16 protein-coding genes are annotated in these 16,197 nt (G+C 67.9%); 7 read left to right on the top strand and 9 right to left on the bottom strand.

What is annotated here, in order from left to right:
* Positions 1-230 precede the first annotated feature (230 nt).
* Positions 231-584 (bottom strand): hypothetical protein, encoded by a 354-nt coding sequence (locus tag ACIGJC_RS23970; RefSeq protein ID WP_483711894.1) that lies wholly within the window; start codon positions 582-584, stop codon positions 231-233.
* 299 nt (positions 585-883) lie between these two features.
* Between ACIGJC_RS23970 and ACIGJC_RS23965 the strand changes: the two genes are divergently transcribed.
* The 3 genes from ACIGJC_RS23965 (at position 884) to ACIGJC_RS23955 (ending at position 3,951) form a co-directional block, all read left to right on the top strand.
* Complete coding sequence (locus tag ACIGJC_RS23965) at positions 884-2,608, top strand: methyl-accepting chemotaxis protein (RefSeq protein WP_483711893.1); 1,725 nt, start codon at positions 884-886, stop codon at positions 2,606-2,608.
* A 319-nt stretch (positions 2,609-2,927) separates the two neighbouring features.
* Complete coding sequence (locus ACIGJC_RS23960) at positions 2,928-3,509, top strand: acyloxyacyl hydrolase (protein ID WP_483711892.1); 582 nt, start codon at positions 2,928-2,930, stop codon at positions 3,507-3,509.
* A gap of 85 nt (positions 3,510-3,594) precedes the next feature.
* Positions 3,595-3,951: a DUF2880 domain-containing protein gene (locus ACIGJC_RS23955; protein WP_483711891.1), complete on the top strand. Its 357-nt coding sequence runs from the start codon at positions 3,595-3,597 to the stop codon at positions 3,949-3,951.
* Between the two features lie 63 nt (positions 3,952-4,014).
* Here the strand turns inward: ACIGJC_RS23955 and ACIGJC_RS23950 are convergent, their stop codons facing one another.
* The gene (locus ACIGJC_RS23950) at positions 4,015-6,657 is read right to left on the bottom strand and encodes a bifunctional diguanylate cyclase/phosphodiesterase (RefSeq protein WP_483711890.1); all 2,643 of its coding nucleotides are present in this window, start codon (positions 6,655-6,657) and stop codon (positions 4,015-4,017) included.
* A gap of 133 nt (positions 6,658-6,790) precedes the next feature.
* On the opposite strand from ACIGJC_RS23950, the gene ACIGJC_RS23945 reads away from it, so the two are divergent.
* On the top strand, positions 6,791-7,405 hold the full coding sequence (locus ACIGJC_RS23945) for a nitrogen fixation protein NifQ (RefSeq protein WP_483711889.1): 615 nt from the start codon (positions 6,791-6,793) through the stop codon (positions 7,403-7,405).
* 93 nt (positions 7,406-7,498) lie between these two features.
* Here the strand turns inward: ACIGJC_RS23945 and ACIGJC_RS23940 are convergent, their stop codons facing one another.
* Together ACIGJC_RS23940 and ACIGJC_RS23935 are read right to left on the bottom strand one after the other, a co-directional pair.
* Positions 7,499-7,837 (bottom strand): hypothetical protein, encoded by a 339-nt coding sequence (locus ACIGJC_RS23940; RefSeq protein WP_483711888.1) that lies wholly within the window; start codon positions 7,835-7,837, stop codon positions 7,499-7,501.
* Positions 7,838-8,153: 316 nt separating this feature from the next.
* Positions 8,154-8,336 (bottom strand): hypothetical protein, encoded by a 183-nt coding sequence (locus tag ACIGJC_RS23935; protein WP_483711887.1) that lies wholly within the window; start codon positions 8,334-8,336, stop codon positions 8,154-8,156.
* A gap of 363 nt (positions 8,337-8,699) precedes the next feature.
* On the opposite strand from ACIGJC_RS23935, the gene ACIGJC_RS23930 reads away from it, so the two are divergent.
* The gene (locus ACIGJC_RS23930; protein WP_483711886.1) at positions 8,700-8,843 is read left to right on the top strand and encodes an entericidin A/B family lipoprotein; all 144 of its coding nucleotides are present in this window, start codon (positions 8,700-8,702) and stop codon (positions 8,841-8,843) included.
* Positions 8,844-8,929: 86 nt separating this feature from the next.
* On the opposite strand, the gene ACIGJC_RS23925 is transcribed toward ACIGJC_RS23930, so the two are convergent.
* Complete coding sequence (locus ACIGJC_RS23925) at positions 8,930-9,940, bottom strand: AraC family transcriptional regulator (protein WP_483711885.1); 1,011 nt, start codon at positions 9,938-9,940, stop codon at positions 8,930-8,932.
* A 158-nt stretch (positions 9,941-10,098) separates the two neighbouring features.
* Here ACIGJC_RS23925 and ACIGJC_RS23920 point away from each other — a divergent pair, with 158 nt between their 5' ends.
* Positions 10,099-11,277: an acyl-CoA dehydrogenase family protein gene (locus tag ACIGJC_RS23920; protein ID WP_483711884.1), complete on the top strand. Its 1,179-nt coding sequence runs from the start codon at positions 10,099-10,101 to the stop codon at positions 11,275-11,277.
* Positions 11,274-11,867: a flavin reductase family protein gene (locus tag ACIGJC_RS23915; RefSeq protein WP_483711883.1), complete on the top strand. Its 594-nt coding sequence runs from the start codon at positions 11,274-11,276 to the stop codon at positions 11,865-11,867. Before ACIGJC_RS23920 ends, ACIGJC_RS23915 begins: the two co-directional genes overlap by 4 nt.
* On the opposite strand, the gene ACIGJC_RS23910 is transcribed toward ACIGJC_RS23915, so the two are convergent.
* The 4 genes from ACIGJC_RS23910 to ACIGJC_RS23895 form a co-directional block, all read right to left on the bottom strand.
* Positions 11,845-12,690, bottom strand: coding sequence for an EamA family transporter (locus ACIGJC_RS23910; protein WP_483714372.1), 846 nt, complete (start codon positions 12,688-12,690; stop codon positions 11,845-11,847). The genes ACIGJC_RS23915 and ACIGJC_RS23910 overlap by 23 nt on opposite strands.
* Positions 12,691-12,712: 22 nt before the next feature.
* Positions 12,713-13,609: a 2-hydroxy-3-oxopropionate reductase gene (locus ACIGJC_RS23905; protein ID WP_483711882.1), complete on the bottom strand. Its 897-nt coding sequence runs from the start codon at positions 13,607-13,609 to the stop codon at positions 12,713-12,715.
* Positions 13,610-13,710: 101 nt separating this feature from the next.
* Positions 13,711-13,986, bottom strand: a complete 276-nt coding sequence (locus tag ACIGJC_RS23900) for a CppA family protein (RefSeq protein WP_483711881.1) — start codon at positions 13,984-13,986, stop codon at positions 13,711-13,713.
* 111 nt (positions 13,987-14,097) lie between these two features.
* Entirely contained in the window at positions 14,098-16,197 is a 2,100-nt protein-coding gene (locus ACIGJC_RS23895; protein ID WP_483711880.1) for an acetate--CoA ligase family protein, read from the bottom strand.

Raw genomic sequence — 16,197 nt, 5'->3', positions numbered from 1 at the left:
TTCTGGTGTGTCCGGCGCCCGTTCGACATGGCGCCGGCGCCACCTTTACATCCGGGGCTGGATGCAGGCGGCTTGTAGTGGGCGGCAGGTTAGCACTGATGCGGCCGCCGTGCAGGCGGCCAATCGCCACGGTTCCAAAGGGGGATGGGAACAGGGGGATGCGTGGGACGGCCTGGTACGCGCACGATGCGGACCATCCGGAGCGCCGGATGATCCCGCGTGGCTCCCCGTCAGCGCCGCTTCAGCTCGCCCAGGTAGTAGTTGACCTCGGCCAGCAGCGTGGTGTGGAAGGTCTCGGGCAACTGGCGGTCGTCGGTCATGCACAGCAGGTCGTCGACGCGCCTGCGGAAGGCGCTTTCCACGCCGTCGCGGCGTTCCGCCGGCATGCCCGCGCACAGTGCGGCCAGGAACTCGCGCAGCACCAGCAGGCGCGCGCCGTACTGCACCATGGCATCGCCCTGGGTCTTCAGGCTGCGCGAAAACTGGTCGGGAACGGCGTCCGGCGCCGCTGACTCGTGGGTCGGCTCCGCGGCGTGTTCCGTGCAAGCCTGCAGCTTGCCGGTCAGCATGGATTTCCTGAACATGGCGGGCCTCCGTGAGAGCCACTAACGCCCGGCGCGCGCCAGACGACGGTAACGTGAATCTTGATGCCCGCGACAATGCCAGACTGTTCGCTAGCCGACACTCGAATCTTGGGGGCGGAAGGTTGTCCTTTGCGGTGCATCAACGATCCTGGCGCCAGGCATTACATCGGGCGACCCGCTGCCGTTAAGGCCCGAAAGACCGCGCCGCGCAATGTCCGCCAAGGCGCGCACCGTGCCCGCGCACGCAGGCGGGCCGGGAGTATCGGGGGTTCAACCAGCCGGCAATTCAAGTATCCGCCATGAGTCAGTTTATCCATACGATCAAGTTCAGGATCCTCCTGGTGTTCGGCGTCTGTATTGCGCTGATGCTGGGCATCGGGCTGTTCGCGCTGCAGACCATCGCCAGCCTGAACCGGAACATGCAAAACGCCTACGAGCAGAACACCGTGGCCATCGGTCAGCTGGCGGAGGTGCGCGTGGCGCAACTCCATATCCGTCGCTTGCTGTGGAAAATCCGCGCGACATCCGAGGGCGCCACCAGCGAAGACATGGCGTCGGTCCAGGCGCATCGCACGAAGATGCAGAAGGGCTGGCAGGATTACTATCCCGCCCGGGTCACGTCCGGGGACGAGCGACACGTCGCCGACGCGCTCGACGCCGCGCTGGGCCGTTTCGCGGATCTGGTCGCGCAGGAGGTGCGCCTGCGCGAAAGCGGCGACGCCGCCGCGGCGGCCCGCCTGCAGGACAACGAACTCGGCGCGGCCGGCGACAAGGTCGGCGAGCTGATCACGCGCAGCGTGGGGGTCAATCTCGAACAGGCCGCGGACTATAACCGCAGCAGTCTTGCCCAATCGCATACGGCGCTTTGGACCACGGGCGTGTTGATCGCGCTCGGCCTGCTGGTAACGGTGGCGGCGTCCTACCTGCTCCAGCGAACGATCACGCGGCAACTGCGCCGTTCCGTGGAAATCGCCGACGAGATTGCCGCGGGACACCTCGACCAGCGGATCGAGATCCGTTCGCGCGACGAGTTCGGACTGTTGCTGGATGCGATGGCGCGCATGAGCCGCCAGCTCGCGCAAACCGTGCGCGGCATCCAGGTGTCGAGCGAAGCCGTGCGCGTGGCCTCGCGCGAAATCTCCAGCGGCAATATGGACCTGTCGGCGCGCACGGAGCAGCAAGCGGCTTCGCTGCAGGAAACCGCGGCCAGCATGATGGAAATTTCGCAGACGGTCCGCATGAACGCCGACAACGCGGCCCAGGCCAATACGCTGGCCGGCAATGCCCGGGACCTGGCGCATGCCGGCAATACGGCGGTGCAGGCCATGGTGCAGACCATGGCTCGCATCAGCGGCAGTTCCGACCGGATTTCGGACATCACCACGCTGATCGAAGGCATCGCGTTCCAGACCAATATCCTGGCGCTGAATGCCGCGGTGGAAGCCGCGCGAGCGGGCGAGCAGGGGCGCGGTTTCGCCGTGGTGGCGGGCGAGGTGCGCGCGCTGGCACAGCGCTCGTCGGCCGCGGCCAAGGAGATCAAGGAGCTGATCGAATCCTCTGCCGGCATGGTCCAGGACGGATCGCGGCAGGCCGCAGAAGTCGGCCACACCGTGGGGCAGGTGATCCGCGCCATCCAGCAGGTCTCGGACATCATGGGCGAGATTTCCGTGGCATCCGGCGAGCAGAGCCAGGGCGTGGAGCAGGTGCACGTGGCCATCAGCCAGATCGACACGGGTACCCAGCAGAACGCCGCGCTGGTGGAGCAGTCGGCGGCCGCCGCGCAATCGCTGGAAGAGCAGGCCAATGCCATGGCCGATGCCGTTTCCGTGTTCCGGCTTGCCGGGGCGGGCGGGGGCGGGGCCATGGCAGGCCATGTGCCGCGCGTGCCGCCAGCCACCGCCAGGGGCGCGGCAGAGGCCAGCCGGAGCCATGCGCCGGCGCTTGCGCGCCAGGCGGCTGCTGCACCACGAGCGGCCCGAGCCGAAGGTGCCGTCCAGGATGACGATGACTGGCAGACCTTCTGAAGGGGCACAATCGCCTAAATACGGCAGGACAGCGACAACTATTCGAGGCTTTGCAGCGATGGCACATCCCTAGAATCTCTGGCGTGGCATCTTGCTACACCCCCCGATTTCCAGCCCTCCTCGCGAGGGCTTTTTTTCGTCCTTCATGGTCCAGGGCGGTACATGAAGCCGGCACGTTGTTCCAAAAATGGAACACAGTGTGCAGCCGGCGAGGCTTCTGGGGGCGTGGTGAAAACCGCATAATGCCGCGTCACGGCCATTGCATCCGCTTCGCCGCGATGCGGCCGCAGATCCCCCGTCCCAATCCCGCCACACTGCCATGGTTAGCCCCCTTGCATCGCCTTGCCTGCCCAGCCGCCGTTTCGCGCTGGTTGCCGTCGCCCTGACCGCCGCGTTGTCGAGCGGCTTGTCCCATGCCGGGTCGTGGTTCGAGCCCGTGCGGCTGGGCGCGGCCGCGGGGGCTGGCAATGACGCGGCCATGGCGCGGGTGGAAGCCCGCTGGAACCTGAAGCAAGACCTCTGGGCCACGTCGTCGCAGTCGTTGCGCTTGCGGCTCGGTGTGGAAGCGTCGGCGGGCGTCTGGAATCCGCATGGCGGCGGCGGCCATGCTTTAGGCGATCTTGGCGTGACCCCGATCCTTCGCCTGCAGGGCGCAGGATCCAGTGGCGTCTTTGTCGAGGCCGGCGTTGGCATGCATGTCCTGTCGCGCACGCACCTTTCCGATGAAAAGGTCTTCTCCACGGCATTCCAGTTCGGCGACCGCGTGGCCGTCGGCTACCGCTTTGGCGACGCGCTGGACTCGGAGCTGGCGCTGCGCCTACAGCATTATTCGAACGCCGGCATCAAGGAGCCCAACCCGGGCATCAACTTCTTCCTGCTCCAGTACTCGGCGCGCTTCTGAGCCCGCCGGCATGGTTTTCCTGATGGCAGCAGGGCGGGGCGCCGGCGCGTAGAATGTCGCGCTGCCACCTGTCCAGGAAATCCACATGACTTTCGTCTTGTCCCACCGAATCCGTGCGGCGCTTTCGGCGGCAGCCCTGTTGCTGGCTGCCGGTACGGCGCTGGCAGCCGATCTCGAAATGCCGCGGCCGCGCGGCAAGGACGAAGCCCCGGGGGCGCCGGTGGCCTGCAGGAAAGCAGTGCGGGAAAAGCTGCCGAATCCCGACCACTTCAAGTGGGATGGCAGTACCTATCGCAAGGTCGCCGAAGACGCCTACAGCGTGGTGGCCGATGTCGAGTACATAGGCACCGACGGCGCCCAGCGCAAGGCCAAGGTCCAGTGCGACGTGATCCGGGCGCCGGGCGATCAGTTCGTCGTGACCAAGGTCCGCCTGCCCGAATAGGGTTGCGAAGCCTTGTCCCGGGCCAACTGAGTCACAGTACAGCGTCACCAGAAGCCGCTGGCCTCAAGCCATGGCGCTTACGAAGGCCTCGAACGCGCTGGCGTCCACCGCCGGACAGAAGAAGTGGCCTTGCCCATAGTCGCAGCCGGCCGCCAGCAGGATGTCACGCTGCGACTCGGTCTCGATACCCTCCGCAATCACGCGGATGCGCAAGGCATGCGCCATGCTGATGATGGCGCGGCACAAGGCCACGTCGTCCGGACCCCGCGTCAGCGAGCGGATAAAGGACCGGTCGATCTTGATGTAGTCGATGTCCAGGTGCCGCAGGTAGGACAAGGACGAGTAGCCGGTGCCGAAGTCGTCGAGCGCGATCTCGATGCCGGCCGCCTGGAAGCGCGAGAGCTGGTCCATGACATCGGCGTTCTGCTCCATCAGCGAGCTTTCGGTGATCTCGATGATCAGGCTGCCCACCGGCACGTTCCTGCGCTCGATCATGCTGGACCAGGACTCGGGCCCGTTCGCCGGCGCGCAGAACTCCATGGGCGATTTGTTGACCGAGAGCTGGAAGTCCTTGCCCAGCAGCAGCTGCCAGCGCGCCAGCTGGTCCAGCGCTTCGGTCAGCACCCAGCGGCCGATGTCGATAATGAGGCCGGATTCCTCAGCAACGGCAATGAAATCGGCCGGGTGGATCGGCCCGCGCGTCGGATGGTTCCAGCGAATCAGGGCCTCGGCCTTGCAGACCTTGCCCGTGCGCAGTTCGACAACGGGCTGGTAGTGCAGCGCGAACTGCCCGGCCACCAGCGCCGTGCGCAGGTCCTGCGTGATGCGCAGGCGCTCCTTTTCCGCCTGCAGCAGCGCCGGGGTGAAGACCTTCCAGCGATTGCGCCCCTCTTGCTTGGCGGCGAGCATCGCCTGGTCGGCGCACACCTGCAGGGCCTCGGCGTTGTCCGCGTCCTTGGGGCAGGTGGCCACCCCGATGCTGGCCGACACCACCACCAGCTCGCCGGCCAGGTGGTATGGCGCGGCAATTCGCTCCAGGATCGCCTGGGCAATGTCCTCGGCAACGCCGGCATCGCCCACCGCGGGCAGGATCACGGTGAATTCGTCGCCAGCCAGCCGCGCCACCGTATCTGACGCGCGCACCGATGCCGCAATGCGCCGCGCTGCCTCCAGCAGCAACAGGTCGCCCTGGTCGTGGCCGAGGGTATCGTTCACCTCCTTGAAGCGATCCAGATCGATGAACAGCAGCGCCAGCACATCGTGCGTGCCGCGCGAACGCTCGATCTCCTGCTCCAGCCGTTCGAAGAACAGGCGGCGGTTGGGCAGATCCGTGAGCGCGTCGAAATTCGCCTGGTGCAGGATGACTTCCTGCGCCTGGCGCTTCTCGGTCATGTCATGGATCAGCGCGACGCGGCGGCGCTCGCCATACGCATGGGCCAGGTAGGTATCGACGGTCAGGTAGGCAGGAAACTCGCTGCCGTCCTTGCGGCGGATTGAGAGCTCGCCGCTCCATCTGCCCCTGGCCTCCACGGTTGCACGCAGGCGTTCGACCAGCCCCGCCGCATTGCCTTCGCCGCTGATGCTATAGCCCGAGCGTCCCTTGATCTCGTCGACCGAATAGCCGGTCGCGGCGGCAAAGGCCGGATTCACGTCGATGATGGTGCCATCGAGCGACGTCACCACCATGGCTTCGCTGCTGGACGAATAGACCAGCGAAGCCAGCCGCATCTCTTCCATATGGCGCCGTCGCTCGGCCATGGAGCGGCGCAGGCTGTAGTACAGCAGGCCCAGCAGCAGCGTGGAAGCCATGGCACCGGCCAGGGCAATGCGGCGATAGACCTCGTAGGGCGCCAGCACCAGGCCGACTGACTCGCCCACCACGAAATTGAGCCCGAATTCCGGCATGCGGTAATAGCCGAAGACCCGCTCCATGCCTTCGGAGCCCGATACCGCCCGATAGCTGCCGGACAGCGGCGAGTCGCTGGCGAGGTACGGCCTGTTGCTGACTGCCCTGGCCAGCGAACCCTCCAGGGCTGGCACACGCGCGATGACCTGGCCGGAATTCTTGATGACCGACGCCACTTCGCCGTCGCGGTTCGTGAACGTCTGCGCAAAGCTGGCGAACTGCTCCGGACTGACCGAGACCACGATCACGCCGTCGAAGCTGCCCTCGCGCAGGATGGGGCGCGTGAACTGGATCGACCACTTGCGCGAGACCTTGCCCTTCACCGGGTCGCTGATGAAAAGCATGTCGCTCCCGCCCGCCTGCTGATGGACCCGGAAATGCTCGCGCCCGCTCAGGTCGACTTTCTCGCCGGGCGCGGGCGGGGCGATGGACGAGTAGACGAGCAGGCCATGCTTGTCGATCACCGCCACCTGGAACGAGAGGTCCACCACCAGGTTCTCCCGCTCACGCACCATGTCGGTGAACCCCCGCGGGCCGGCCAGCCAACTGGCCCGCAGGTCGAGGAGAAACTCGGACAGCCGCAGGATGCCGGATTTCGAGTACGCGCTGAACGCCTGAGCCTCGGCCTGGGTGCGCTGTGCGGCGTCATGCAGCAAGCGGTCCCGCTCGCTGACGAGTTGAAACGCCACGAACGCCCAGGTGGCAATGAGCCACGCCGCTGCACCCAGGTTCAAGGGGGAAAAGACCTGCCGCAGGCGCCGTTGCGCCTTGCCATATCGGGTGGTCGAGGGTTCTGGCATCAAATGGGGTTCGCCGCACAGCGAGGAATCGACATCGATAGCAGGCTAGTCGAGGTCAGCGAACCCGACAAGAGCCCGCGGCGGTTCCGGGCTCGGTTTGACCATCGTTATATAGACGTCTATATTACGCTGCATGAACCATTCGCTGCTTCTGCTGGATGCCTTCGCCGTGCATCCGGGCCATCCGGTATCGCGAGCCTTGTCCGGCGTGCTGGAAAGCGCCGCCGCAGGATGTTTGCCGCGCTTTGCCCAGTGGCTGGGGCTGTCGCCTGCAGAGTTCCGTGGCATGCTCGACACCTGGTTCCCCGGTGCCGCTTCGGCCGGATGGGAGCCCGACGCGCTGCCGGTGGACCTCGCCATGCTGCCGTGCGAGTTCGGCGACATCGTGGAAATGCTGTGGGACGGCCGCTCGCAAGGGGCGGATGGCGTCCATGTCCGCTGGGCCGCGCACGCGCTTGCCTGCGGCTGCTTCGGCCGCACCCATCTCTGGCGGGACATGGGCCTCTCAGGCAGGGACGATGTATCCCGCCTGCTGCGGCAGACGTTCGAGCCAGTCTTTCTTGCCAACACCGCGGACATGAAGTGGAAGAAGTTCTTCTACCATCGCGTCTGCCAACGGCTGGACCTTCATCCTTGTCCCGAGCCCTCCTGCGCGGGCTGCGACCAGTTCGCGAATTGCCACGGCGCCGAGATCCGCGTGGCCGTGCCAGCGGTGGCGGCCGTGCCGATGGCCGGCAAGGTGGGCTGAGCCGCCTGCCCGGCGTTGCACCGGGCGGCAGGCCGGACCCTGCGCGGGGTCTGGCGGTCTGTTCGTCAGTTCAATTGAGGCTTGCCGTAGCCATCATGGGGGATGGCTGCCCCGGCGCTGGCTGGGCCGTGCGATGCCCCAGGCGTCCAGCAGAGGCTGGAAGCTCGGACCGCCTTCGGCGTCGCGCGGGGGCACGCGACGCGCCGGAGGCAAGGCCCGGCCGGTCAGGCCGAACAGGCGCTCGGCCTGCGTCATGTCGTCAGCGGCCGGAAGCTGTTCGACGATGCCCATCTGCCGGGCGGATTTCAGTGCGCGCGTGAGTTCGGAAGCGGAGAGGCGGCACGCGCTGGCGAGTTGGTCGCGGCGCAGGGGGCCAGCATCCCGCAGGCAGGCCATCAGCGCGAGTACACAATCCCGGGTTGGTCGTTTCATGGTGGCTACGTCGGAAGAGCTTGCCCCGCGGCCCAATCCTTCGCTGGCCACGCCGCATCGAGCTACCCATTCTTCCGTAGCCCCAGCGCCTTGCCAATCGCATATCACAGTTGTTCACAATTGGCGCGCGCGTCTGGCGACGATCGTCGCCGTGGCTGCCGCGTTCAGGCCGCGGCGGCCAGAGCCGCCAATGGCTCGTCACGGCGGGCGCGCATCTCGCGCACCAACGCCTGTGGCGGCATCGTTGCCGCCGGTCTCGGCCGGCACGCCGACCTGGCGCGCGTGGAGGCCATCAGCATGCCGAAAACACGCGCGCTCAGTGACGGGTGGGCGGAATGTCCTGGGACGCAGCGCCCTGCGGCAGCAGAGTGCCATGCTTGCGCCAGCGGCGCTCCTGGGCGCGCTGCACTGCGGCGGCGATTTCATGGAGTTCCGCCAGGCGCGCTTCAAGTGCGTCGGGGTAGATGTCGTGCGGGCTGAACCTGAGACGGAAGGGCATGGTGTTGTCTGTCGTATTGGATAGATGGTTCGGCTGCGACGCCGCCCGGCATTGACCATTATCCCGGGGCATCGGGCGCGCTCGCCTGGCTGTTTCCAGTATGGACAGCACACAGGGCCGCACGCCAGGCCATCGTTGGCCGATTGACCTGACTCAACGCATTTCGCGCAATGACCTGTTGCGCGGGTTCCGTCCGCGGCGCGCCGTTCCAGCGGCATTCGATTTCCGCCGCCCTCTGACACCGTTGTAGGACGAATGCGGACTGCCCGCACGGTTTGCTGCTTGCTACGCTCAACTTAGCTGTCCGAACCCTTCATTTCGTTGCGGGCATGCCCACATCCACACGAAGCAAGGAGAATCGTCATGAGAAAGCTGTGCGCACTATTCGCCCTCGCCGGCATGCTGGTGATCACGGGCTGCAATACTATCCACGGTGCCGGCAAGGACATCGAACGCGGTGGCGAGAAGGTGCAGGGCGCCGCGGACAACACCAAGCAGAAAATGTAGCGCGGCCAGTCGTCAACCATCCTCAGGGGGCCCTTTGCGGTCCCCTGATTTATTTGCGAGTCGCGCTTGCGCAAGCGACGAACGGGTCACTGTGCCGTTGTGGCTTCCGGCGCTTGCGGCGCAGGGTCGATGCGATGGCGGCGCCAGCTTGCCGGCGGCAAGCCAAATTCGCGCTTGAACGCCCGGCAGAATGCCGCTTCGGAGTCATAGCCGACAATGCCTGCGACTTCGCCGATCGACTGGCTGCCATTGCGCAACGCCGTGGCGGCAATACGCAGCCGCCAGTGCGCCAGGTACTGCATCGGCGGCTGGCCGAGCAGGTCGGTGAAACGCTGCGCGAGCGCCGAGCGCGACAGGCCCACGCTACCCGCCAGTTCATCGACGGTCCACGGATACGCCGGGCGCGCGTGCATGCGTGACAGCGCGCGGCCGACGTAGCGGTCGCGCAGCGCCGCCAGCCAGCCGCGTTCACTTTCCGGCATGCCGTCGATGCAACGCCGCACCGCCTGCACGAACAGCAGTTCCGACAATTTCGCCAGGACCGTGGCACTGCCGGCCCGGGGCTCGGCCGCTTCCGACGTGGCGAACGCCAGCGCCGAGACCAGCCATGCGGATTCCACGCCGCGGTCCAGCCCCACCTTGAACAGGCGGGGCAAGGACGAGAGCAGCGGGTTGCCCAACATATCGTCGAAGGCAAGGAAGCCGCACACCATGCGCGTGGGGGTGCCTGCGCCGCCATAACTCACTCGCATGACCTCGCCGGGATTGCTCTCCATCATCCCGGCAACCAGGGGTCCGGCCGGGATCGGACTCAGGTGGAGATCGCTGCCGAGCACATGGGGTTCTCCTTGGGGCACGACCAGCAGTTCGCCGGCATCGACGCGCAGGCCTTGTCCGTCGCCGTCGGCCAGGCGGGCCCAGCAACTGCCTTCGGTGATGAGATGGTAGGACACGACCGGCCCCGTGCCAGGCAGGAAGGCGGCGCGCAGGCTGCTGTCGGCTTCGGAGATCAGGCACCACGGCGCCTTGAAGTCGCCGTTGAGAAAGACGGCACCGCTCAGTTGCACCGCGCGCAGGAGATCGGACAAGGCATCCACGGTCACTCCTTTCGCAAATCCGGCCAAATCCGGCGTTTTGCGCAAGAAAGCCGGAGGCCCGGTCAATGAAGCGGGCTGGCCGGGCTCCGATACTAGCACCGTGCCTGTCGCCAAACAACGGCGCGGGTACCCCGGCAATTCCGCAGGAGACCTATGCCATGGAAACGATCACCGCCCCCGATGCCAGCGCAGGTGCGCAGTCTGACTGGCTCGCGCTTGCCGCCTCGCTCGGCCGCACCTTCGACGAACGCGCCCCGGCCATCGATGCCCGAGACGCCTTCGTCAGCGCCAACTACGACGATCTCAGGGCGCAGCGTTTTCTGGCCGCGGCTGTGCCGCAGGAGTTCGGCGGCGCGGGCCTTTCCCATCAGGAACTGGGAGAGGTGCTGCGCGAGCTGGGCAAGTATTGCGGCTCGACTGCACTGGCCTTCGCCATGCACACGCATCCGGTGGCCACCGCGGCCTGGCGCTGGCGCAACCAGAAAGCGCCGGTGGAAGGGCTGCTCAAGCGTGTGGGCGGCGAGCAGATCGTGCTGCTTGGCAGCGGCGGGTCCGACTGGCTGCAGGGCAGTGGCACGGCGACACGCGTGGACGGCGGCTTCCGCATCGACGCGCACAAGGTGTTCGCCAGCGGTGCGCCGGTGGCGGACCTGTTCATGACCTGCGCCGTCCATGATGATCCGCAGGCCGGCCCTACCGTGCTGCATTTTCCGCTGCCGATGAAGACGCCGGGCGTGCGCATCGTGCCCACCTGGCGCGCCATGGGCATGCGCGGCACTGGCTCGCATGATGTGGTACTCGAAAACGTGCTGGTGCCGGACAGCTCCATTGCCGCGCGGCGCCCGCAAGGCGTGTGGCACCCGATGATGCATACCGTGGCGATGATCGCCTTGCCGCTGATCTATGCGGTCTACGTCGGCATTGCCGAGGCCGCGCGCGATATCGCGCTGCGTTTGGCGAAGCAGCGCCGCCTCTCGCCGCATGTGGTCGAACTGGCCGGCCGCATTGGCAATGAATGGGATGTCGCACGACTGGCGCTGGACGACATGTTCGCCGCCGCGGCCAGCCAGGCGCCGGGTGCCGTGACCACGAACCGGATCATGTGCGGACGCGCGCTGGCGGCGCGCGCGGTGCTGGCGACCGCCGACCTGGCCATGGAGCTGGCCGGTGGCGCGGGCTTCTATCGCGATGCCGGACTGGAACGGCGCTTCCGCGATGCCCAGGGCGCGCGCTTCCACCCGCTGCAGGCGGGCGCGCAACACGAGTACGCGGGCCGCATGGCGCTTGGTCTCGATATCGACGCGCCGCCCGGAGACGTGCGGGCGGCCGCGCAATGATGCCCGCGCTTGCGCCGCTGCCGTATGCCACCGAGGCCAGCAACGACAGTGGAGAGGAAGACGAGGACGATGCCAGGCAGGGCGCGCACTCGGCGGACGCGGTGCACTCGGTGCGCCGCGCCCTGCGCCGCGCGCTGGGGCAGTTCGCCACCGGCGTGGCGGTGGTGACGGCAACCGGGTCCGATGGCCGGCCCGTTGGCGTCACCATCAATTCGCTGGCCCCGGTGTCGCTGTCGCCGCCGCTGCTGCTCTGGAGCCTGGCGCTTGGCTCCGGCAGCCTGGCCGCGTTCCGCGCCGCGCCTTGCTACGCGGTGAACGTGCTGTCGCACACGCAGCAGGCCTTGTGCGAACGGTTTGCCACCAGCGGCATCGATCGCTTCCAGGGGGTGGCGCTATCGCCCGGGCCGTGCGGCACGGCGCTGATCGACAACGCGCTGGCGTGCTTTGTGTGCCGTCCGCGCAGCGCGCGCAAGGTCGGCGACCATGTGCTGTTCATCGCGGAGATCGTGTCCTACCGCATGAACCGGGGCGAGCCACTGGTCTTTCACGACGGTGGCTTTGCGGGCCTCAACGCTGCTTGCCCGCGATGACCAGTGCGATGCCGCCGAGCACGGCGGCGGCGCTGACCGCGAGCCGCAGCGACATGGTTTCGCCGAGCAGCGCCAGGCCGCCTGCCGCCGCGATCACCGGCACGCTGAGCTGGACGGTCGCGGCGGTGGCGGCCCTCAACCGCGGCATGACTGCATACCAGACCACATAGCCCAACCCGGAAGTCAATGCGCCGGACACCAGCGCACACGCCAGCCCGGCGCCATCCAGGCTGCGCTGCGCGTGCATCAGCAACGCCAGCGCAAGCGCCGGCGGCACGGCGCGCACGAAATTGCCGGCGGTGGTGGCAATGGCATCCGCCGCGCCGCGCCCGCGCAGCGAATAGATGCCCCAGGCGATGCCGGCCACGATCATCAGCAGCGAAGAGCCCGGCGGCGGTGCGGCCAGCCCTGGCAGCACCAGCCATGCCAACCCCCCCAGCGCCAGGGTCAGTCCCAGCCATTGCCCCGCGCGCAGCCGTTCGCCGACATAGAGCCCGTAGCCGGTCATGGTCGCCTGCACGGCCCCGAACAGCAGCAAGGCGCCAGTCCCCGCGGAAAGGTGCAGGTACGCGTAAGAGAATGCCGCCGCGTAGGCGAACAGCGCCAGCGCCGATGGCCAGTTGCCGCCGCCGGCCAGCCGGCCCGGGCCATGGCGGAATAGCAGGATCAGCCACAACGCTGCCGCTGCGCTGACGACCCGGACCAGCGTGAAGCTGGCCGCGTCGATGGCCGTGCCCTTGAGCGCCAGCCGGCACAGGATCGAATTGCCGGCAAAAGCCAGCATGGTCACGGCCGTCAGCAGGGCGACGCGGCCCTGCGGCATGGCGGGCGCCGCGGCGACCGGCTTAGCCTGCATGCGCGTCGTCCAGCGAGAACGAGGCGAGGTGTTCGATCGCCCGCACCAGCGCGGCATGGTCCCAGCCCGCGCCGCCCATGCCGACGCAGACATTGAACAGCTGCTGGCAAGAGGCCGTGGACGGCAGCCCGACCCCCAGCGTGCGCGCCGTGGACAGCGCAAGCGCCAGGTCCTTCTGGTGCAAGGCGATGCGGAAGCCCGGCTCGAACTTGCGCTGCAGCATGCGTTCGCCGTGGACTTCCAGGATGCGCGAACTGGCGAAGCCGCCCATCAGCGCTTCACGCACGCGCGCCGGGTCGGCGCCGGCGCGCGCTGCCAGCACGAGCGCTTCGCTGACAGCCTCGATAGTCAGCGCGACGATGACCTGGTTCGCAACCTTCGCTACCTGGCCGTCGCCCGCCTCGCCAACCCGCGTGATGTTCTTGCCCATAAGCTGCAGCAGCGGCAGCACGCGGTCGAAGGCGTGCTGCCGCCCGCCCGCCATGATCGACAGCGTGGCGGCACGCGCGCCCACCTCGCCGCCCGATACCGGAGCATCGACATAGTCGGCGCCGAGCGCTTCGACCTTCCTCGCAAATTCGCGCGTGGCAATGGGCGAGATCGAACTCATGTCGACCACCGTCGCACCGCGGGACAGGCCGGCAGCCACGCCGTTCTGCCCGAACAGCACGCGTTCCACGTCGGGCGTGTCGGGCAGCATCAGGATCACGACTTCCGACTGGCGCGCGACGTCGGTGCCATTGGCGCAGGCGTGCATGCCCGCAGCCTGCAGCGCCTGCGGCACGCCGCTGCGGCTGTGCGCGAACACGGTGTGGCTGCCTTGCAGCAGGTGCTGCGCCATGGGCGTTCCCATCACGCCCAGGCCGATAAAGCCGATCTTGCTCATGTTCTTGTCCGGTGGGTTGCCATGGCCCGGCTGCGCGGCCCGCGCCGCATGCAGCGTCGTGATTGATCATAGTCACTGCAGAGCCACCACAAACAGCCGGATCAGCGGGCGGCGCCAGCCGGTGTCGCAAGGATGGCGCGAATGCGCGCCAGGTACTGGTCGCCGACCGCGCGGTGCGTGCGCGCCGCTTCCTGTGCGAACTCCCGGCGCGAGGGCGGCCGGATGCCGAGGCTGCGGCAGATGGTGGACAGGTAAGGCTTGCGGGCGCCTGCCAGCCGGCCCGCCGCGGACTGGAGCGCGGCATCGCCGATGCGCGCGCGCAGCCACGCGAGCACCTGACGGTCATAGTCGTTCTGGACGCGGATCAGATGTTCCATGGGGCCTCCTCATACTGTTCATCCATACAGGTACTGTAAATATATACAGTAATCCGTTGGAGGCAAGGAGAATGTTCGGATGCCGCCTGGGAACGCCGGATCCACAGATCCTTAAAGTGCGGAGGGTTCCACCTCGATCAACGCGTCCACGACCACCACGCCATCGGCGTTCACCATCACCGGATTGAGGTCAACCGACCGGATCGCGCCGCCAGCCTTTTGAACCAGCTCTCCGACCTGCACTGCCAACCGGCACAGCGCGGCGATATCCACCGCCGGTTCGCCGCGCACGCCGTGCAGCAGCGGCGCGATGCGCAGCGTAGCCAGCGCCCGGGCCACGTCCGCCTGCTGGCAGGGCGCGAGCAGCACGGCGGTGTCGCGCAGCACCTCGACGTACTTGCCGCCGTCGCCCACCACCAGCACCGCGCCGAATACCGGGTCCCAGTGCGCGCCGATCATGCATTCGCGCTGGCCGCGCGACATGCGCGCGACCACCACGCCCTCGCAGGTGGCGCCCATGGCCTGCAGCGTGCGAGTCTGGGCCGTGAAGGCGCTGGCCACCGATTCCGGGTCGTTGCAGTGCAGGGCCACCAGCCCGTGCTCGCTCTTGTGCGGCACCTGCGGGGAACTGGCCTTGACCGCCACCGGGCCGCCGATGCGTTGCCAGGCCGCGACCGCGGCATCCACGTCGTGGCAGACGTAGTGTTCGACCACCGGCATGCCGGCGGCTGCCAGCCGGGCGAGGCTGCCGGCCTCGCTCAGCGTCCCGCCGGCTCCGGCGCTTGCCTGCCGCGCGGGAACCGCCGGCAGCCGGGGCTCGCCCTCGGCGGCGATCTGGCGCAGGCGCTGCTGGTGCGATACCAGTTGCGAGAAGGCGGCTAGCGCTTCGGTGGTGTTGGCGTAGGTCGGCAAGCCGGCTTCGCGGAAGACATCGGCCACGGGCTGCTGCCAGACCGCGACTGCGATGGGCTTGCCGGCGGTGTCGGCAAACGCGGCGGCGTCGCGTGCAAAGCGCGGCACATCGTAGCCCATGCCGGAGACGGGAATGTCGAGCAGGAACAGGTCGGCAGCTGGATCGCTTGCCACTACGGGCAGCACTTCGCCGAACAGTGCGCTGTTGGAGAGCAGCGCCGCGGTGACATCGACCGGGTTTGTGGTCGTGGCAAAGCCGGGCAGGCGTTGGGCGAGCGCGGCCCGCGTGGCCTCGGACAGCGGCGCGAGCGTCAGTCCGAAAGTCTGTGCCGCGTCGGCGGCCATGACGCAGCTCGCGCCCGAGTTGCTCACCACCACCAGCCGCTGCCCGCCGGTATCCCAGCCACGCAGGTACAGCGGCGCGCAGCGCGCCAGTGCGTGCGCATCATTCACGCGCCAGATGCCGTGGCGGTCCAGGAAGGCGTCGACCGCGCGGTCTTCGTTGGCGATGGCGCCCGTGTGCGACGCCGCGGCGCGCTGGCCGTCCCGCGAGCGGCCGGCCTTGACCGCCACGATGGGCACGTTGCGGGCCCGCGCCACGCGCGCGGCTTCGGCCAGCACCTCGGGATCGGCCAGGCTTTCCAGGTACAGCAGCACCAGCCGCACGCCGGGATCCTGTGCGACGGACAGCGCCAGTTCGCTGACCGTGACGTCGGCCTGGTTGCCGGTGGCGTGCATATGGCGCACGCCGATGCCCTGGCCGCGCAGCAGCCCGTAGACCATGGCCGCCACGCCGCCGCTCTGGCTGACGACCGCTACCGGCCCGTCTTGCGGCGCCACCTCGATGAACATGGTGGAGAAACTCGCGATGGCGCCGCTGCCAAAGTTGGCCAGCCCCTGGCTGTTCGGACCCACCAGCCGCAGGCCGCTGGCGCGCGCGGCGCGCACCATCTCGTCCTGCTGGCGGCGGCCTTCGGCGCCGGCCTCGCCAAAGCCGGATGCGATCACGATGGCCGCCGCCACGCCGAGCCGCGCGCAGTCACGCACGGCCTGCACCGCGGCCTCGCCGGCGACGATGATGATGGCCAGTTCGGGAACTTCCGGCAGCGCGTCGAGCGACGGGTAGGCACGCAGGCCCTGGAGGGAGTCGCGCTGCGGATTGACGGGGTAGAGCGTGCCGGCGTAGCCGTGCGTCTTCATGTAATGGATGGGCCGGCCGCCGATCTTGTGGATATTGTCGGAGGCGCCGATCACCGCAATCGAGCGTGGGGAGAGCAGGGACTGGAGTGGGGCGGTCAT

The organism is Cupriavidus sp. C3SS-1 (assembly GCF_057073755.1).
The sequence above is the reverse complement of the archived record's forward strand: the minus strand, read 5'-3'. Positions and strand labels throughout refer to the sequence as shown.